Annotated in this window: 17 protein-coding genes; 9 read left to right on the top strand and 8 right to left on the bottom strand. The window is 39.2% G+C overall.

Annotated features, from left to right (window positions below; genetic code table 11):
* Positions 1 to 104 precede the first annotated feature (104 nt).
* Both ppsA and I8748_RS31535 read left to right on the top strand, forming a co-directional pair.
* Positions 105 to 2,552 (top strand): phosphoenolpyruvate synthase, encoded by a 2,448-nt coding sequence (gene ppsA, locus I8748_RS31540; protein WP_198128418.1) that lies wholly within the window; start codon positions 105 to 107, stop codon positions 2,550 to 2,552.
* Between the two features lie 242 nt (positions 2,553 to 2,794).
* On the top strand, positions 2,795 to 3,034 hold the full coding sequence (locus tag I8748_RS31535; protein ID WP_225896605.1) for a hypothetical protein: 240 nt from the start codon (positions 2,795 to 2,797) through the stop codon (positions 3,032 to 3,034).
* A gap of 41 nt (positions 3,035 to 3,075) precedes the next feature.
* Here the strand turns inward: I8748_RS31535 and I8748_RS31530 are convergent, their stop codons facing one another.
* On the bottom strand, positions 3,076 to 3,990 hold the full coding sequence (locus I8748_RS31530) for an ion channel (protein WP_198128417.1): 915 nt from the start codon (positions 3,988 to 3,990) through the stop codon (positions 3,076 to 3,078).
* Between the two features lie 767 nt (positions 3,991 to 4,757).
* Positions 4,758 to 5,123 carry a hypothetical protein gene (locus I8748_RS31525; RefSeq protein ID WP_198128416.1) on the bottom strand — a complete coding sequence of 122 codons (366 nt, stop codon included), beginning with the start codon at positions 5,121 to 5,123 and terminating at the stop codon, positions 4,758 to 4,760.
* Between the two features lie 460 nt (positions 5,124 to 5,583).
* Here I8748_RS31525 and I8748_RS31520 point away from each other — a divergent pair, with 460 nt between their 5' ends.
* Positions 5,584 to 6,078, top strand: a complete 495-nt coding sequence (locus tag I8748_RS31520) for a hypothetical protein (protein WP_198128415.1) — start codon at positions 5,584 to 5,586, stop codon at positions 6,076 to 6,078.
* Between the two features lie 167 nt (positions 6,079 to 6,245).
* Positions 6,246 to 6,407 (top strand): hypothetical protein, encoded by a 162-nt coding sequence (locus tag I8748_RS31515; RefSeq protein WP_198128414.1) that lies wholly within the window; start codon positions 6,246 to 6,248, stop codon positions 6,405 to 6,407.
* 120 nt (positions 6,408 to 6,527) lie between these two features.
* Here the strand turns inward: I8748_RS31515 and I8748_RS31510 are convergent, their stop codons facing one another.
* The 3 genes from I8748_RS31510 to I8748_RS35915 form a co-directional block, all read right to left on the bottom strand.
* Positions 6,528 to 7,016, bottom strand: a complete 489-nt coding sequence (locus I8748_RS31510) for a hypothetical protein (RefSeq protein WP_198128413.1) — start codon at positions 7,014 to 7,016, stop codon at positions 6,528 to 6,530.
* Positions 7,017 to 7,107: 91 nt separating this feature from the next.
* Positions 7,108 to 7,341, bottom strand: a complete 234-nt coding sequence (locus tag I8748_RS31505) for a hypothetical protein (RefSeq protein WP_198128412.1) — start codon at positions 7,339 to 7,341, stop codon at positions 7,108 to 7,110.
* Between the two features lie 90 nt (positions 7,342 to 7,431).
* On the bottom strand, positions 7,432 to 7,560 hold the full coding sequence (locus tag I8748_RS35915; protein WP_263977116.1) for a hypothetical protein: 129 nt from the start codon (positions 7,558 to 7,560) through the stop codon (positions 7,432 to 7,434).
* Between the two features lie 16 nt (positions 7,561 to 7,576).
* On the opposite strand from I8748_RS35915, the gene ftsH2 reads away from it, so the two are divergent.
* Entirely contained in the window at positions 7,577 to 9,463 is a 1,887-nt protein-coding gene (gene ftsH2 / locus I8748_RS31500; RefSeq protein WP_198128411.1) for an ATP-dependent zinc metalloprotease FtsH2, read from the top strand.
* A gap of 133 nt (positions 9,464 to 9,596) precedes the next feature.
* Here the strand turns inward: ftsH2 and I8748_RS31495 are convergent, their stop codons facing one another.
* The gene (locus I8748_RS31495) at positions 9,597 to 9,863 is read right to left on the bottom strand and encodes a DUF4278 domain-containing protein (protein ID WP_198128410.1); all 267 of its coding nucleotides are present in this window, start codon (positions 9,861 to 9,863) and stop codon (positions 9,597 to 9,599) included.
* Positions 9,864 to 10,568: 705 nt separating this feature from the next.
* Between I8748_RS31495 and I8748_RS31490 the strand changes: the two genes are divergently transcribed.
* Genes I8748_RS31490 through I8748_RS31475 form a run of 4 tightly spaced genes read left to right on the top strand, consistent with a single transcriptional unit; the run spans position 10,569 to position 15,841 of the window.
* Positions 10,569 to 11,141, top strand: coding sequence for a hypothetical protein (locus I8748_RS31490; protein WP_198128409.1), 573 nt, complete (start codon positions 10,569 to 10,571; stop codon positions 11,139 to 11,141).
* A gap of 55 nt (positions 11,142 to 11,196) precedes the next feature.
* Positions 11,197 to 12,000 (top strand): adenylate/guanylate cyclase domain-containing protein, encoded by an 804-nt coding sequence (locus I8748_RS31485; RefSeq protein ID WP_198128408.1) that lies wholly within the window; start codon positions 11,197 to 11,199, stop codon positions 11,998 to 12,000.
* A gap of 32 nt (positions 12,001 to 12,032) precedes the next feature.
* Positions 12,033 to 12,656 carry a hypothetical protein gene (locus I8748_RS31480; protein ID WP_198128407.1) on the top strand — a complete coding sequence of 208 codons (624 nt, stop codon included), beginning with the start codon at positions 12,033 to 12,035 and terminating at the stop codon, positions 12,654 to 12,656.
* Entirely contained in the window at positions 12,653 to 15,841 is a 3,189-nt protein-coding gene (locus I8748_RS31475; RefSeq protein WP_198128406.1) for a pentapeptide repeat-containing protein, read from the top strand. Before I8748_RS31480 ends, I8748_RS31475 begins: the two co-directional genes overlap by 4 nt.
* Before the next feature lie 180 nt (positions 15,842 to 16,021).
* On the opposite strand, the gene I8748_RS31470 is transcribed toward I8748_RS31475, so the two are convergent.
* Positions 16,022 to 17,527: an HlyD family efflux transporter periplasmic adaptor subunit gene (locus tag I8748_RS31470; RefSeq protein WP_198128405.1), complete on the bottom strand. Its 1,506-nt coding sequence runs from the start codon at positions 17,525 to 17,527 to the stop codon at positions 16,022 to 16,024.
* Between the two features lie 308 nt (positions 17,528 to 17,835).
* Positions 17,836 to 18,090, bottom strand: coding sequence for a microviridin/marinostatin family tricyclic proteinase inhibitor (locus I8748_RS31465; RefSeq protein WP_198128404.1), 255 nt, complete (start codon positions 18,088 to 18,090; stop codon positions 17,836 to 17,838).
* Between the last annotated feature and the right edge of the window lie 253 nt (positions 18,091 to 18,343).

The following is an 18,343-nucleotide window of genomic DNA, read 5'->3' as shown; positions in this document are numbered from 1 at the left end:
CACAAGTTCCTCAAATTATTTTCCTATAACTACAAACGTGAGATGAGCAGAGCAGAAAAATTGAATATAACTCTCGTGATTAGCTTAATAAAAGGAAATCGTCCATGCCAAAAGCACTAGTTAATCAACAAACTACTCACCAAGTTTCCCAAGAAAAAGCCTTGGTATTACCTTTAAGCCAAGTTGGAATTGCAGATATAGCCCTAGTGGGTGGCAAGAACGCTTCTTTAGGAGAAATGATTCAGCAGCTTGTACCCAAAGGCATTAAGATTCCCACAGGATTTGCCACTACAGCTTATGCTTATCACTACTTTATCTCTTCAGCAGGTTTGGAACCTAAATTGCGACAATTGTTTGCAGATTTAAATATAGAAGATGTGAACAATCTGCATTCTATTGGCAAGCAAGTACGGGCTTTAATGCTGCAAACTCCATTTCCACTAGAATTGCAACAAGCAATTACCCAAGCTTATCAAGACCTGGAAAAAGAGTATGGCAGTGATACCGATGTCGCAGTCCGTTCTAGTGCTACAGCAGAAGACTTACCTGATGCTAGCTTTGCTGGACAGCAAGAAACCTACCTCAATGTCCACGGGTTGCAAGCTGTATTAGAAGCCTGTCACAAGTGCTTTGCTTCAATTTATACTGACCGTGCTATTTCCTACCGTCAACTCAAAGGCTTTGACCACTTTAGCATCGCCCTCTCGGTAGGTGTACAAAAAATGGTGCGTTCTGACCTAGCTACATCTGGTGTGATGTTCTCCATTGATACTGAGACAGGTTTTCAGGATGTAGCATTGATTACTGCCGCCTATGGTTTGGGAGAAAATGTAGTCCAGGGAGCAGTCAATCCAGATGAATACTTAGTATTTAAACCTACGCTCAAGCAAGGATATTGCCCAATTTTAGAAAAACGCTTGGGTACAAAAGAAATCAAAATGGTCTACGATACTGGCGGATCGAAATTGACCAAAAATATACGTGTTCCGGCAGGCGATCGCCTAAAATATGCTCTTAGTAATGCAGAAATTTTACAACTAGCCCAAGCTTGTTGCCTGATTGAAGAACATTACTCACAAGTCCGTGGTGTTTGCACACCAATGGATATTGAGTGGGCCAAAGACGGGATTACCAATGAACTTTTTATTGTACAGGCGCGTCCTGAAACAGTACAATCTCAAAAATCTAAAAATGTTCTCCGCACTTACCAATTACAACAAAAAGGTGAAGTGTTGAGTACAGGGCGGAGTGTGGGTGAGATGATTGGTCAAGGTAAAGCCAGAGTTATTCTGGATGTGCAGCAAATTAACCAGTTTCAACCGGGAGAAGTACTAGTCACAAATCGCACAGATCCCGACTGGGAACCAATCATGAAACGTGCTAGTGCAATTGTCACTAACCAAGGTGGACGTACTTGCCATAGTGCAATTATCGCCAGAGAAATAGGTATTCCGGCTATAGTTGGTTGTGGTAATGCTACTACTATATTGAACACAGGACAAGAAATTACAGTTTCTTGTGCAGAAGGTGAAACTGGCAAAGTTTACCAAGGATTATTGCCATATCAAGTGCAAGAATTTGCATTGGAAGATTTGCCCCAGACTCGTACCAAAATTATGATGAATGTGGGCAATCCAGAAGAAGCCTTAAGTTATGCTGCTATCCCTAATGATGGAGTGGGATTAGCGCGGATGGAATTCATTATTGCTAATCATATTAAGACACATCCACTGGCATTAATTCACTTTGATGAATTGGAAGATCAGTTTGCTAAATCTAAAATTGCTGAGTTAACTGCCCAATACGCAGACAAAACCGCCTACTTTATCGATAAACTAGCTCAAGGTATTGGCATGATCGCAGCTGCTTTTTATCCCAAACCTGTGATTGTGCGCCTCTCTGATTTTAAGAGTAATGAATATGCTAACCTTTTGGGTGGCAAGCAGTTTGAACCCCAAGAAGAAAACCCCATGCTAGGCTGGCGCGGTGCTTCTCGCTACTACGATGAACGCTATCGTCAAGGCTTCGCGTTGGAATGTCTAGCGATGAAAAATGTGCGCGATCGCATGGGTTTAACTAATGTAATTTTAATGGTGCCCTTTTGTCGCACTCCTAAAGAAGGCCAGCGCGTGTTAGCAGAAATGGCTAAGCATGGTTTGGTGCGGGGAGAAAACGGTTTGCAAGTTTATGTGATGTGCGAGTTACCTAGTAATGTGCAATTGGCAGATGAGTTCTGTGAAATCTTTGATGGCTTCTCAATTGGCTCAAATGACCTGACACAATTAATATTAGGAGTAGATAGAGATTCAGAATTAGTAGCCCATTTATTTGATGAACGCAATGAAGCTGTAAAGCTGATGATTGCCAAAGTCATAGCCACAGTTAAAAAGCACGGACGCAAAATTGGTATTTGTGGACAAGCACCTAGTGACTATCCAGAATTTGCTCAATTTTTGGTTCAGCAAGGTATTGATTCTATCAGCCTTAACCCTGACTCCGTACTGAAAACTCTTTTAGAAATAGCAAGAACGGAAGAAGGTAGTTACAGTTAGGTACTTGAATCATAACGGAAAGTCAAAAGTCAAAAGTCAAAACTTTTTGATTTTTGACTTTAATTCATATCTTGCACCAGTTGTATTATTGGCATTTTTGTAGGGTGGGCACTGCTAATGGTTGGTTCAAACCTTGATTTTGACGTTGTTGGCAGTACCCACCACAGCGTTAATTGAGAATGGTGCAAGATATCAGCCTCATATAGCAAATTTTTTAGCCAAATTATCACAGCAGCGCCATAATGGAAGTAGAGATCAAATTAGCTCATATGTCTTTTCCTTCTTGTGCCTGTTCTGTGGTTGTTCTCAACCAGCAACAGGAGCAAAATATCTCCCACAAAAACCAGTACCAAGATGTACCAGTCAACTCTAGCAAGAGTGAGGCTAAAAGTAGCACTGTGGTTGAAAATGGCCGAGTGGTAGTTAAACCAATACAAACACTTGATGAGACTTCTAATACTCAAAAAGAGTCTCAAACGTAATTTTGATGCATTGGTAATAGCTGCATCAAATTATTCAGTAGCTAATCTAAGGGTAAAATATCGTGAAAGCGGGTATAGTCAACGTAGCGATGCCCGTCACTTGTATGGTGAAAAATATCAACAAACTGATAGTTCCATAAAATTTCGTTCGCTGTGTAGCTATGACGGGCATGAACGACTTGTGCAACTGTTTCATCAACGCCTGTTAGGGAAATGACAATATTACTATTTGTCTTGGTTAGCAACTCTGCGGTCATTCCATAAAGAGGACTATATTCATCTATTGGATGTATCGCTACCCAGGTAAGTGCAAAGCTGGGTGTCTGGCTCCTTACCATTTTGAGATCATGGAACCGACGCATGAAATGTCCTTCTGCTGTCACTTCATCACGCATCAGGTACACGCGTATTTGCGCCTCTAGAATCTGGTTACGGCGCTGGTTAGCTGCGCGAAACATCAGAGTTGGTACTCCTTCATGAATTGTAATTAACGCGACACGAGAAAACATGACACGAGCAGTTGGTCGAGAAAAACGGGCAAATGCTAGTCCAGTCATGACAGCAATTCCTACTAGACCAGTTATTGCTTCAATAGTGACGATGATATTGGCATAAGTGGTTTTCGGATACATCGCACCATAGCCAATGGATGCTAATGTTTGCACGCTGAAGAAAAATAAATCTAAAAAATAGCCAGGTCGGGCGTTTTCGATGCAGTCTCCGCCTAACATGTAAACTAGAGCAAACAGGGCATTAATTGTTACATATAAAACAGCTATCAGCGCTAAAAAGCCAATCCAGGGAATTGTCAACAGTAAATGATAGGGGTCACGCCAGTAGGAATACCATACATTCATACCTGTAATCTCAAACTGTCCATCCCGTAGTTTAATGTGAATTTTTGGAATCAAAGGCTGTCGTTGCTTGTTTGAAAGTCTTTTGAATCGAAATTTCATTGGGGTAGCCAAAAGAACGGCAACTGTTTTGTATTGTAAATGTCACAGATCAGTTTTTCTACAAACTTGCAATTACGAATTATCGCTCTTTCAAGAAACACAGGGAGTGGCGGAAGAAAGTGTTTCTTTCATTCATAGCGGGTGGTGCGCCCCCAGTGCGGCTGCTTCTAAGAAACCGCCCTTCGGGTGAATCCTTCTTTTGTCGGAGACGCTTCGCAAACGGATACGCTGACGCTCGGAAAGCTTAGCGTCTCCCCTTGGGAGAAGACTCGCGATCTTCGCAGCGAAGATCGCGATCGCCAGTTCTCCATCTGGCAACAAGCCCTTACGGGTACTTTTCTCCTTCAAAGACGAAGGCCGCGAACAAGAACCCCTACTTTACTCTGCGAGAACCCTCTTCTTTGCAGGGTAGAGTAGCCACAGAAGCGTCTACAGCACTCAGGGATTACCAACAAATAAATTACTACTACTTGTGGGGCGGACATCTTGTCCGCCCCACAAGAAAAATTGTATGTTTTTTTATTTGTCAGTCCCTCAGCACTTTGTTATACAACAGAAAAGCCAGGAGATGCTCCTGGCAATATACTTGTAAAATTTGAGAAATATTATTGCTGAAAAAATAGCCAATAATATTCTAATAAATAATAGGTAATAAACAAATATGAGACAGTATTAATTTGCCATCATTATACAAGATACTATTGAGACTATGAACAAAGATTATTACTTGTATAATATGACAGACTTATATTTGTTCATTTCCTAATTTAGTATTGCTCTACATCTGGAAAAGGTAATTGCTTAGAACTATTTGCACCAAGAACTTCAATACCTTTTTTGCCTCGAATACCGTCTACTGGAAGAGAAACTGTATACGGTGCAGTAGCTGGTAGCCCAATTCCAGACAAAGTGCCAACTACCTCAACTCCCCAATATTCAGGTTGCTGGATGTACACAAGTGGAACGAGACGAACTTCCATATTCAAGTATGGTTTTGTCCCACTGACAATTAAAATATAAGTGCCATTGACTATCCCAGGACGAATTTCTGCTTGTTCAAAGTCAATCAATCGAGATGACTCTGGTTTTGGTAAAGCTTTAAATTGACTGAGACCTTCCTCTAATGTAGCCATTATTTCTTTCTCCTGTACAAAAATTATGTTTTTGTAGAATCAACTAATTAATTAGGTAACAAGATCTGATCAACCTTGTACCTTCATGTTTTTAGATTCTTAGTTAACTCCTCAGTCTCGGAATCACTGTTTACGCAAAATTAACTGAATAGTTACATTTATTTATATAAAATTTCTACTTAAATGATGCGTGAACAATTTTAACTAATGGAGGGTGGGCTAAGCCCTCCTTAAATGTCATAAATAAAACATTATTCTTACGGACTGCTTCACCAAGAACGCCAAGGACGCTCACAGAAGAAAGAACAGGAAGAAATGCTTAACTAAACTGTATTGTGTCAAAGCCCACAAATAGCACCTAGAAAATCAATAAATTTTCTAAGTGCTATTTCTCTGATCTTGGGAACTTGCTGTGTAAAAATCGTGTCTTTCAAAACACTGATAAATTTATATAGTTGCAATGTTGAAAACAGTACTAAATAAAGGGCTAGGATTATCGTGGATGATAGTTACGGTATGCATCACATCAACAATGCACACTGTAGCTGATGCTCAAGAAGCGCCACCGATATTTGGAGATGTCACAATTAACCACCATTTTTCCCCAGACCCTTTGGAAGTGAGAGGGATGAGTGGCGGTTCAGTAGCTCAAAACCAAATTGCTGGGAGGTCTGAAACACCCACTGGCCCATGTACTGGATTTGTAGATGAAACACCAGACCACACTCTGTCACTCACAAGTAAATTTGATTACTTGAAACTACAAGTGCAAAGTCCTCAAGACACCACCATCATGATTAAAGGCCCTGGTGGTACTTGGTGTAATGACGATTTTGTAGGTAAAAATCCTGGCATAGTTGGGGAATGGCTACCTGGGGAATACCAGGTTTGGGTGGGTTCATACGAAAAAGGCAAGTATTTTCCTTACACTTTAGAAATTACAGAAACTAAGTAAATATAGCATTAAAAAATATACTAGCTTTCCAAATTCAAGTATATTTTCTATATTACTTAGAATTCAATAGTAGATAGATTGAGCCAATTTGCTCAGTAAAATTTCCTAGCCACCTAGACCCCAAGAAAAGCTAAAGTTGTTTCAAACAGATAAAGAGTAACCATTCAATGATATCTAAAAAATTTCTGTTGATTTCCGTCGGTTCATTACTAACAGTCGGTGTGATTTTTGGTGTCATGGGACAAAAGGCAACGACCACTGCTTCCAATACTACCGTCTTAGCTAACGCACCAGTAATTCTGGTGGGAGAAGATGGACAATACTTCTAATCAGTTTGAGTATTTTACAAACACTAGGCAGTAAAAATCAATTGCATAATTTTGAAAAGACCTAGCACTAACTAGGTCTTTTTTTGTACCTGAAAGCTTGCAAATTCAGTTGTTCTTTAACTATTCTCCAGCTATCCAGCGCACATAAGGACGGAACCCACCTGTTCCTTGATATGTAATTGTGGTATTTAGTGTCTCTTGTCTCAAATCTAAGTGGAAATAAGCTTTTCCATTGCGAAATTGGAAATTGTACACGGAAGGTCTTTCTGACTTAGCGCTACCAACACAAGATGCATAAGATTGCCGCAATCGTGCTTCGTATTCTACAAATTTCTTACCAGAGGCAACCAACTTAGCATCCCTAATGTCAGCCACAGCAGTATGTTCAGCACCACCTTCAAAAGGAAGTAAGAAAGTCCAAATACCAATTGTCTGAGGACATGTCCCTGCTTCTTGTTTGACATTGAGTATCATGTTGGGTTGAGATAGTGACGAACCGCTATTGTTTACAGTTTCGCTTTTACCTTGAGTACAGGCAGTTAATATTCCTAGACTTACAACTAAAGAAACTAGGGCTAAAGTCAAATATTTGAGAGTTTTAAAATACATTTTTGTAGTTCCATTAACTAATTTTCTTTTGGTGGCAATCAAGTATCTAACTATACAAATGAAAAATATCTGGCTATAATAGATGTATTTTTTATGACATATTCTGAGATTGGAAAGTTGCACGCTGCAATAAAGTAACCTTGCTGCTCAAGAAACTCCCAAGGCAGGTTGCTCTTTTGTGTTTGACGCGGTTGCGATCGCCACCACCCTGCACTATTTGACAAAACTCATTTCTGGCTGATTCTGGCGAATCTGAAATTTTCTGCTTGGTTAATCCCAGTTGTATTAAAATTAAGTTAACTTTAATTAAGATTCTTGTCGGCATTACTGTAATGCCCAGGCGGTTCTATGGTAATGCACGACCAGAAATCAGATTAAACAAACTGGATTAATAAACATCCGTTGCACACCTAACCTAGTAACTAAACTCAAACAGTGCTGTTGATTGGGGAATGACTGCTTTGCTAGCTTTGCCAAAGTTGTAGCGAGTGGGGTTTTCCCGACCGAAACGACTGTTGCTAAAGGTGAATAATTGTAATGGCATCTAGAGGCAAATTAAAATGAAATTTTCTTGGAAAGTCCTGGCACTCTGGACATTGCCTGCTTTAGTGATTGGCTTTTTCTTCTGGCAAGGGGCATTTGCCAATGCTCCTGCTGACATGGGTAAGAATGCAGCCAATACCCGCATGACCTACGGTCGCTTCCTGGAATACTTAGACGCCGATCGCGTTACCAGTGTTGATCTGTACGAAGGCGGTAGAACAGCAATTATCGAAGCAGTCGATCAAGATATCGAGAATCGCGTCCAACGGTGGCGGGTAGATCTGCCTGTTAACGCTCCTGAGTTGATTAACAAGCTCAAAGCTAAAGGAATTAGTTTTGATGCCCATCCCATGCGGAATGATGGCGCCATCTGGGGATTGTTGGGTAATCTGATTTTCCCCATATTATTGATTACTGGACTGTTCTTTTTGTTCCGTCGCTCTAGCAACCTCCCAGGCGGCCCTGGCCAAGCAATGAACTTTGGCAAATCCAGAGCGCGTTTCCAAATGGAAGCCAAAACTGGGGTGAAATTTGACGACGTAGCAGGTATCGAAGAAGCAAAAGAAGAACTACAAGAAGTTGTCACCTTCCTCAAACAGCCAGAAAGATTCACAGCTGTAGGCGCACGCATTCCCAAAGGAGTGCTGTTAGTCGGGCCTCCGGGAACTGGTAAAACTTTATTAGCAAAAGCGATCGCTGGGGAAGCTGGTGTACCATTCTTCAGCATTTCCGGCTCGGAATTTGTGGAAATGTTTGTCGGTGTGGGTGCATCCCGTGTCCGCGACTTGTTCAAGAAAGCCAAAGATAACGCCCCCTGTATCATCTTCATCGATGAAATCGACGCAGTGGGAAGACAACGCGGTGCTGGTATCGGTGGCGGTAACGACGAAAGAGAGCAAACCCTGAACCAGCTGCTCACGGAGATGGACGGTTTTGAAGGTAACACAGGCATCATTATTATTGCTGCCACCAACCGTCCTGATGTCCTTGATGCGGCGTTGTTACGTCCCGGACGCTTTGACCGCCAGGTAACAGTTGATGCACCAGACATCAAAGGACGTTTGGAAATTTTACAAGTCCACGCACGCAACAAAAAACTTGACCCTAGCGTATCCTTAGAAGCGATCGCCCGTCGTACTCCTGGTTTTACTGGTGCAGATTTAGCTAACTTACTCAACGAAGCTGCGATTCTCACCGCCAGAAGACGCAAAGAAGCCATCACCCTCCGCGAAATTGATGATGCGGTGGATCGGGTAGTGGCTGGTATGGAAGGCACTCCCTTGGTAGACAGCAAGAGCAAGCGCTTGATTGCCTACCACGAAATTGGACACGCCTTAGTGGGAACCTTGTTAAAAGACCATGACCCAGTGCAAAAAGTCACCCTCATCCCCCGCGGACAAGCACAAGGTTTGACTTGGTTTAGTCCCAGCGAAGAACAGGGGTTAATTTCCCGTTCCCAATTAAAAGCGCGGATTACTGGTGCTTTGGGTGGTCGCGCCGCTGAAGAAGTGGTGTTTGGCCCTGCGGAAGTCACAACTGGCGCTGGTGGGGATTTGCAACAGTTGTCGGGAATGGCAAGGCAGATGGTGACTCGGTTCGGGATGTCTGATTTAGGGCCCCTGTCCTTGGAAAGCCAACAAGGCGAAGTATTCCTAGGTCGTGACTGGATGACCCGTTCTGATTACTCCGAAGCGATCGCATCTCGTATTGATACTCAAGTGCGGGCGATCGTGGAAGATTGCTATGAAACAGCTAAGAAAATTATACGTGACAATCGCACCGTCACAGATCGCTTAGTAGATTTGCTCATCGAGAAAGAAACCATTGACGGCGACGAATTCCGTCAGATTGTGGCTGAGTACGCTGACGTACCGGAGAAGCAGCAGTACGTACCACAACTGTAATAGTTGAATCTTTTCTGGGTTACTGCCTGGAAATGAGCAAAATCACAAAAATCAAATGGGGATGGTGTTGACTATCCTCATTTTTTTATTGCCAAGTTATTCTTGAAACTACATTTTCCCAAAAACTGCTGTCTCATGAAGTACTTACTGGTTGAGAAGCTATAGTCACTTTTCCCTTTGCAGTTCCATTAATTAAGTAGCTGAGTCCCCGATAAATCAATTTATAAACTGCCAGTGATGCAGGAACTTGAGGTGATTTCGCATTACCATCAACACGATAAGTAACCCCACGATACATCAGGTCATAAACTCTTCCTGACTGAGGAACTGGCTGAAATGGTTGTTGTGCTTCTTGGCTTGGGTTGTATTCGTAACTTAGACCACGATAGTGAAGTTTCATATTTTTGCCTCCAAAATACTTGCTGATAGATTTATCAGCGGCTAATTAGAAAATTATGTAAGTTCAGGACAAAGGTAGTAGGCAATGTAAACATATATTTATCTTCCTTAGCAAATAAATATGAATGATACATTGCTTTTAAATGCTGGGATCAAAGCTGAGTAAGGAGGCAAAAATATTTAAACAGATATTATATATTTTTCTCAGTATAAATACTAAGGTAAATTTACTGGTATTGTTAAGATTAATCTGGAATCCTGTTCTATACATTTGTGGCTTTGTATAGATACTACTCATAACACTAGTTGCTATGCACATTAGTATTACAGACAACCTGAAAAAACAGTTACAGGAGTCGAATCATAGATTAGGACGTATGAAGAGCGTGAATGTCATTAACAGTAAGGTTTTTACTCCTGCCTTCGAGTGACGCTCGTACCGACGCTCGTACCTTGCTACCGCTTCGCGCTTCGCTAGTTCCCCATCTTGGTAGAAGCCAAGACGGGGACTAGACTCACCTCCTCTCCTGCCTTCTGCTATACATGCAGCCTGCGCTTTGCAAGGTCTGAAGATGAGTCAAGTTGTAGTGAAGATGATTGAGCAATGGCTGAGCGAATTGCAAGATTGATCAGGAAATGGATGTGAATTAGAGTCTGCTGGTTTTGCTACTAGGTCAACATAAGTAGATTCAAGGAGCAGGTTTTTATGGATGAGGTTTCTAGCAAATTGCTAGTGATTTTTCAGAACGTCAACGAGTGGCTGAGGTTTGCGGAAGCAAAAAATGCTGTCCTGCTTGCTTTTGCTGGTGCTGGTATGACTGCAACTATAACCCTTTTAGCTACAGCACAGAATCTCCCAAACTCCTTGCGCGTTGGACTATTGTTAACAACTTCCTTACTTTGCATTTGTGCTTTCTTGTGTTCGCTATCTTTTCTTCCCAAAACAAATTTAGAGCGCCTGTTATTGGTGCAAACCAAACAAGCTAAAAATTCAAATATTCAGTTAAATAATACAGATAATTTTTATTATTTTGGACATTTGTACAAATATAATCCCACTCAACTACTAGATATGTTAAACAAGCATTATTTTGAGGAGAAGCTCAGCATCAGATATAAGAAAGAATACAAAGACATTGCTAGTCAAATCACAATTAATTCCGAAATTACATTTATAAAATTTCAAATCTTTACGTATGCTTTGTATAGCTTAATTGCCTCCATTATAGTAATTCCATGTTCAATTATAATCAGCCTAGTTATTTATAAAACTTTATAACAGAGTTTTATTCTCAAAAAGTTATCAGGACAAAAGCCATCTGGAATACTAAGCTATGAAAAAGACTGTGACTGTAGTTGAACTTGATTTAGTTGGATATGGCAATCTTGTCAAGAAAGGAGAAGAAGAATACGGAGTAGATATCGTACCACGTCTCAACCAGCAAATTCAAGGATTTATTGATGGTGGGTTAAACAAAGTAAATCAGAAGCGTGAAGAAGTCGTCATAGCACGTAACGGAGACAATGCTGTTATCCTCTTTGAGGATGCCAATGATGCCTATAGATTTGCCGAGGCTGTTCATCAAGCTACTCAATTGCATAACGCTAATAAAACTGAACCCTCAGCAAAAAGATGGTTCCGTATTGGTGCTGCAACCGGCGAAATTACTGAAGATAATGGTCGCGTTACAGGCTACGTTATTGTGAAAGCTTATCGGCTAGAAGCTAGTGCAAAGCTTGGAGAGTTTGTTGTTGATTCAGATACATATCAAGCTCTCGATTTTGAGCTACAGCAAAAATATGGTATCGAAGAAACCTTAAACGGAAAGTATGATGAAAGTTTTCGAGTTCGGCGCTGCAAAATGATTTCTGACTCCAACCTCACTACAACTGAGCCAACAGTGAGAACTGAGCTAACGCCGAAAGGAGTCTCTAATTTATTTTATCAACTCAATCCACCGGATCAAAATCAATATCTTATGACTTTTATAGGTATGCCACAGGAGCATCGTCCTTCAAATGATCTGACAATTTTTGATAAGCGAGGCAAGATATTAGACTGGGCTGTCAATAATAACAAACTACAAGAACTTCAAGATGCATTGTTGGAATTAATACAAAGACAGCCACGCCCTTAAATGGCTCATCGGACAGAAATGGCGCTCCGCCGATGAGCCAAAATAATGTAGCGTCAAAACCTGTATCAAAAATTCAGCTTGATGAATGTATTTGTTGTGATTTAGTTACTTTTGTGCCATTACTTTTTGATGAGAATTGTCAATCATCACACAATCTCCGTCTAAATTTAACCATTACATTTACTGAAAGCCAATTAACAATTCCTCTAGATAATAGCTCAGGAGTAAACATAGTATTTTGTATAAAAAGAGGTGTTTTAGAATTGAAATTAAAAAATGGTAAGATGGATTTGCATGAACGTAATACTTTAAGAAATGAAATAGACAATTTGATAGGAATACCTCAAGGTTCATCCGAAGCTCCTCAATGGAAATTTACATTGTTAAATGATGAAAACTCTAAATGTTTACAAGGACACATTCAACACCAAAATCTAGGAATTATAGAATTATTGGAAGAAGTAGGTAAATACTTTGAGTTAGAGGCAATATTTAAAATACAAGAAGTTAATCGAAATCATATAAAAATTAAATATTTAGATGTTGAAATAGAAGATAAAATACAAAAAGAGAATTTTATCAGCTACTTCTTGAATTACCTTCAAGAACAATATAAACTAGATAATTATGTGAAAAAAGTAATTGTTACGATATGAATAAGCTGATATCTTTTGAACAACTGAGTGAGATTTTTCAAGTAATTCATGATCACCCCAATGCAAAACTCTCCGAGCTAGCTCAAAAAGTTGGTCTTGATTTAACTAAGGATTATATAGGGGCAGACTTCAGTGGTGAGGATCTGAGTCAAGATAATTTAAAATACGCAAATTTTACTGGGGCTGACTTAAGCAATGCTAACCTTAGCTGTACTGATTTAAGTGTTGCAAATTTGATCAATGTTAACTTAGCAGGAGCTAATCTCACTAATGCTAACCTCAGTGGTGCTGACTTGACAGGAGCTAACCTCACTAATGCTAACCTCAGTGGCGCTGACCTCATAGGAGCTGACCTCATTAATGCTAACCTCAGTGGTGCTGATCTGACGAAAGCTAATCTGATTAATGCTTGCTTGAGAGGCGCTGACTTGACAAAAGCTAATCTGATTGATGCTTGCTTGAGAGGCGCTGACTTGAGTGGTGCTATATTGGAAAATTCTAACTTAAGTAATGCTAATTTAATTGATACTAATTTGACAAATGTAGACTTTAATCATGCCGATCTAAGAAACACTGATTTAAGTGGTGCAATTTTAGCTGGAACTAACTTAAGCGGTGCTAAATTAGATAATTCCAATCTGAGTAATGCTAATTTCATTGATACCGATTGCACAGATGCTAACTTGAGTAATGCTAATCTGACAAATGTTGATTCGCAGGATGCTGATCAGATAAATTGTTTGAATAGTATCAATAGAAGAAATAATTCTATCAAAACATTTGAGGAACTTATAAAAGCTGATCAAAAAATCATATCAGCCGCTTCAGAACTTGATAGATCAGAAATTATATTTGATGATATATGTAAAAAAATTGAAGAAAAATTTAAATTTGATTTTATTAGTATATCATTAGTTATGCCAGAACAGAATACTATCGAAACAGTGTATGGAACTGGCATAGCTAAACAATTGGTTGATCGAGTCAGGCATCCTATTCAAGAAAACGAAAAATTAAGAGATATTCAGGCTGATATAGTTAAAACTGGTCAAACTGAAATTATTAGTGGATGGGATGATCGATTTGACCGAGGTGTATATGATAGGTTTGGACATGACAAACTTATTCGTATTTTTACTCCCATCTTTCTATTTTATGACGAAAAAAAGGATGTGATAGTGGACTGGTTTCAGTCCTATGATTGGCAAGAAAATTTTATACAAAAACAACAAGATGGGCGTACAGTTTTCTACATGAAACAACCACCTTCAAATGCTACGCCTCAAATTATTGGCACGTTGGAAGCAGGGTATGAAAATCGTGATAGATTAATTACATCCGAGCAAGCAAGCCTGCTTGCTCAACTGCTTGCTGAGCAAGCATTGAAGATTCGTCGAATCAGCCTACATTATGTTTTAGAAACTATTGCTGAAAGTGCTAGGCGTTTTTTTAATGCTAATTTAGCTACGTTGCACTTTTTATGGGAGCCGCAAGGAAGACAAGAAGGAAAATATATATATGAAGTGTTTAAAGGTGATATTGGTGCTAAACCATTGGATGAATTTTCTCCTCGCAATAATGGTTTGGGACAGCTAGCCATTGATCAAAAACAAGTTCAAGTATTATATTATTCTCAAACAAAGAATAATTGTAATATCATCTTTAGTGAAAAAGCTCATTTAAGAGGTGTTAAAGCTTATGCCGCTTTTCCTTTATTAATTAATACCATTGATGAAATAATACCACGTAGTATATCTACTATTAGGAAACAAGAAGATGAACAATTAAACACTATTTTGAAAGGAGTATTATATGTCCATTTTAGAGAAGAATCTCAGTTTACTAAAGAGCTAATACGTCTAGGAAAATATTTTGTTGAGAAAGCTGTTGATGCTATAACTAGTGTCATCAAATATCAAAGAGTGCGTGAAGAAGCTCGTCAGTTATCTGCCTTACAATCTATTACACAATCTTTCAATGAGATAGGCAGCAACTTAGTAAATTATATTGCTTGGAATGCAATGAATGCTTTGGCAGCAGATGTTGTGATTATTTATGAGTTTTTTCAAATAGGAGAAAGACTGCACACTCCACCTACTGTCGCGGGTAAATTTCTAGATGAAGATAAAATGCGAATAGAAACTAATGAGCATACTGTTACACAGATGCTCATTCAGGGTGGAAAAAATATTTATGCTTCTCAAATTGTTGATGAACCCATTTTCAAAGATTCATCATTTGCTCAAAGAGAAAAAATTCTATCCGCAGCAGGCATATTGTTGAAAGCAAATAATGATATAGTCGGTGTCATGTTTATTAACTACCGACGAATTCACCGCTTCTCAAATGAGGAAAAGCAAATAATTGACTCTTTGGCATCTTCAGCTGCTACTGCTATTCATAATTATAGATGGATGCAAAGTTTAGACAGTATTGAACGCCAGATAATAACAGAACAGGAGACTCTAAAGTTAGTTGTCGAAAAAGCTGTAGAAATCACAGGCGCAGAGGTAGGAGAAATTAGTACTTGTCCTCCAAATACCGAAAAACTTATTACATTCGGTTATCCAAACACACAGGTAAGTAAAAGTGTTGCTAGTTGGGAAGAAGTCAAAACATATGAAAAATCGCGAATCGTAAATGATATCAAAATTCAACAAAACTACAAACCATACTTTCATGGTGCTAATTCAGAACTAAGTGTACCACTTTTAGATAAAAATGGCGATTTACGGGGTGTGCTGATTGTTGCAAGTTATGAAAATAAAGAATTTACAAAAGTCAACTTGCAAAAACTAGAGTATATCGCTGGCTTAGCATTGATTGCTATTCAGTATGCAGAAAAGGAAGAAGCTGTTCAAAAACAGACAATAGCTACTATCGATCATCTATCTAGGAAGTTACTAAGTAAAATTAATAATGATGTTGGTACTACTAAAGTAGTCTTAAATATTTTAGAGAAAGAAAACAATTCATCTCTGAATGAAGTTGATAAAACTTTAGAGACTTTAACGGTGGCAAATGATGTCAAAGAAACTATTAATAATTTAACCAATAAGGTAAAAGAAACTATTAGTAATTTAAATAAAGATAATGTAGAATCTAGTAAAGATAAAGTCAATACATCCTTATCACAGCTAAATGAACAGGATAAAAATTTGCAGCAGTTAGCAGGAGTGAAGTAATTTTAACGCGAGTTCCACAAGTGCTGTTTTGACCTTTCCCCCGGCCCCTCTCCTTCAATGAGAGGGGAGTAAAACCCTTTTTGTTCGTTTTTAATCCCTGACGCCAAGAATGCGTAGAGTGTGCCTAAGTCCTGACAAAAAACTATGAATAACAAGGAATAACTGTTTTCCTTCAATTCATTATAAATTGGACAAAATTCTTGCTTTTCTCAGGATAAAGTTGAGTACTGTTTCTTGCTCAGAAATAATGTCTGCTCTAGCTTCCATACCAGATTGAATGGCGCAATTACGATTTTTGGCAGTTAAAATTAATTTTTCTGGTTGGATAGTCACTTCGTAAACAGCAGTATTTTTGTCTTTATCTGAAGACGTGATGACATCTGGAGAAATAGCTTTTACTTGACCTTGAAGAGTACCAAAATCAGTATAAGAACAGCCATAGACTCGCAGTTGTACTTCTTGACCGTTTTCTACCTTACGGATATCTTGAGACTCTACCAATGCCTTAATTATTAAAGGTGAGTCAGTTGGAGAAATTTGAGCGATCGCATCACCAGAGCGTAGTACTTGCAAAGCGTTACGCAAATTTAGTTCTTGGATAATACCAGATGCCGGGGCACGAATTACTGTACTGGCAATGTCTCGACTAGTTTGGAGTAATTCCTTGCGATCGCGGCTTGTTTGCTTTTGAATTTCTAGTTTTTGCTGTATTAGTTGCTCTCGTTCTTGATATAATCTACCTAAACTGGCTCTACCCGTAGCTGTTTCAGTAGCAATTTTCTCTTGAGAAATTGTCACATCAGCATCGCTGGGATTAAGAACAGGGTATGTCCCTTGTAGTTTAGCGGTTGCTGCTGCTACTGCTTGTTGCTGTTGTTGGACTGCTTGAGTACGTTCTTCTACAGTAGCTTTTTGCGATTCTAAAAGTTGTTGCTGTTGTTCAACTGCTAGCTGTACTTCTTGAAATTGATCTTGAGAAATAGAACCAGTTTGGACTAAGGGTTGATATCTGCCTCGCTTAGCCTTGGCTGCCTTTAAAGAAGCTTCGCTGGATTTTAAAGATGCTTGAGCCGATTTTAACTGTGCTTGGCTTTTTTGCAATTCCTTTTGTGCTTGCTGCAAATTTGCTTCTGCTTCTTTGACTTGGGCTACAGAGGTGATTTGTCTGTCTCGGAAATCTCTTTGGTTGCGGTTGACTTCAGCTTGAATAGAAGCAACAGCACGCTTAAGCCGATATTTCTCTGCTGCTATTTGCTCATCTAAAGCACGAATTTGGGCATCGAGTTGAGATAGTTGCAATGTAGCTTGCTGTATGTTCGTTTGTAGTTGGCTTTTTTGGGTTTGCAGACGGTTATCGTCAATCACAGCAATAACCTGTCCCTGTTTGACTGCTTGATTTACTTGTACAGCAATACTTTTAATTGTTCCTTCTATTGGCGACTGTACTAGGCGCAGTTCTCCAGCTGGACGAATTGTGGCTGGGGCTTGAATCGTGACTTTGTATTTCAGGATACCTGCAAGGCTAATGGCAGTACCAAAGATGCCCAAAAGCACAACTCCTCCCATCGTTGTCCAGTAGCTAATTGGAGGTAAAAATTCATTGGGGGTAGCAAGATGCAGGGAGTCTGGATGAGTTACTCCTTGTGGTTTGGGATTGGAAATTGATGGTAAATCTGCACCAGACATATAATAATGATGTATATCAATTCTCAAATTTACATTTGAGGTAAAATCTGAGTATAATCAACCTCCAACAAAGCTGAAAACATCAGATTTTTCGTTTTACCCAACTCCCCCTCAAGCCAGAATTTGAGTATTCAAAATGATTTTGTAAACATACTCTAAGCACTAAAAGCCAAACCTTGATATTAATTAGCTTTGCCAAACTCTAGAAGAGGTTGACAAAGCTAATAGTATTCATGTGCTGAAAATATTTTTCAAAGCTGCAACTTTGATGTACTCAAAACTAGGTATTTATTCTATAGGATAAAGCATTATGCTTCTTCCCCGTCTGAAGGATACTTCAGAGTTTCATAAAAACCGCCACCACCATCTTCACCATCTGAAGGATACTTCAGAGTAACAAACTCTTCATTATCAGAAGGATATTTCTTAGTTTGAACTGTACATCCACCGCTGACTGCTTCTGATTCTTGATCAGAGAGGTCTTCAAAGTTTTGCCCTTCTAAAAATCGAGCGAAGAATGGAACTGCTTGTGAATTTAAATTTTCTGGTTTAGCCTCTGACATAAATACCTCCTTGGGAAAGGAATTGTAAATTTATACTGCTCTCAATACTATTACATAGATTTTGAAATTACAAGTGTTTATTTTATCTTAAACAAGATTTAATTGAGAATTAAAATAACTTGTAGAATAAGTCAATCCCAAGTGATTAAAAAACTATTGAACACAAGCGAATTTATACAGAAATTCAGCATTTAATGGCAGAAAATTTGAGAAATGAAACTTTTCTTAATATTGGCTTTTGTATAAAAATGTC

Origin of the sequence: Amazonocrinis nigriterrae CENA67 (genome assembly GCF_016056305.1) — a bacterium.
Taxonomy (GTDB): domain Bacteria; phylum Cyanobacteriota; class Cyanobacteriia; order Cyanobacteriales; family Nostocaceae; genus Amazonocrinis; species Amazonocrinis nigriterrae.
Note: the sequence above shows the minus strand (reverse complement) of the source record. Positions and strands in the feature narration are given on the sequence as shown.

Bases quoted from the DNA above. Each gene is read 5' to 3' on its own strand.
- ppsA (WP_198128418.1), top strand. From the start codon at position 105: ATGCCAAAAGCACTAGTTAATCAACAAACTACTCACCAAGTTTCCCAA.
- I8748_RS31535 (WP_225896605.1), top strand. From the start codon at position 2,795: ATGGAAGTAGAGATCAAATTAGCTCATATGTCTTTTCCTTCTTGTGCC.
- I8748_RS31530 (WP_198128417.1), bottom strand. From the start codon at position 3,990: ATGAAATTTCGATTCAAAAGACTTTCAAACAAGCAACGACAGCCTTTG.
- I8748_RS31525 (WP_198128416.1), bottom strand. From the start codon at position 5,123: ATGGCTACATTAGAGGAAGGTCTCAGTCAATTTAAAGCTTTACCAAAA.
- I8748_RS31520 (WP_198128415.1), top strand. From the start codon at position 5,584: ATGTTGAAAACAGTACTAAATAAAGGGCTAGGATTATCGTGGATGATA.
- I8748_RS31515 (WP_198128414.1), top strand. From the start codon at position 6,246: ATGATATCTAAAAAATTTCTGTTGATTTCCGTCGGTTCATTACTAACA.
- I8748_RS31510 (WP_198128413.1), bottom strand. From the start codon at position 7,016: ATGTATTTTAAAACTCTCAAATATTTGACTTTAGCCCTAGTTTCTTTA.
- I8748_RS31505 (WP_198128412.1), bottom strand. From the start codon at position 7,341: ATGCCGACAAGAATCTTAATTAAAGTTAACTTAATTTTAATACAACTG.
- I8748_RS35915 (WP_263977116.1), bottom strand. From the start codon at position 7,560: ATGCCATTACAATTATTCACCTTTAGCAACAGTCGTTTCGGTCGGGAA.
- ftsH2 (WP_198128411.1), top strand. From the start codon at position 7,577: ATGAAATTTTCTTGGAAAGTCCTGGCACTCTGGACATTGCCTGCTTTA.
- I8748_RS31495 (WP_198128410.1), bottom strand. From the start codon at position 9,863: ATGAAACTTCACTATCGTGGTCTAAGTTACGAATACAACCCAAGCCAA.
- I8748_RS31490 (WP_198128409.1), top strand. From the start codon at position 10,569: ATGGATGAGGTTTCTAGCAAATTGCTAGTGATTTTTCAGAACGTCAAC.
- I8748_RS31485 (WP_198128408.1), top strand. From the start codon at position 11,197: ATGAAAAAGACTGTGACTGTAGTTGAACTTGATTTAGTTGGATATGGC.
- I8748_RS31480 (WP_198128407.1), top strand. From the start codon at position 12,033: ATGAGCCAAAATAATGTAGCGTCAAAACCTGTATCAAAAATTCAGCTT.
- I8748_RS31475 (WP_198128406.1), top strand. From the start codon at position 12,653: ATGAATAAGCTGATATCTTTTGAACAACTGAGTGAGATTTTTCAAGTA.
- I8748_RS31470 (WP_198128405.1), bottom strand. From the start codon at position 17,527: ATGTCTGGTGCAGATTTACCATCAATTTCCAATCCCAAACCACAAGGA.
- I8748_RS31465 (WP_198128404.1), bottom strand. From the start codon at position 18,090: ATGTCAGAGGCTAAACCAGAAAATTTAAATTCACAAGCAGTTCCATTC.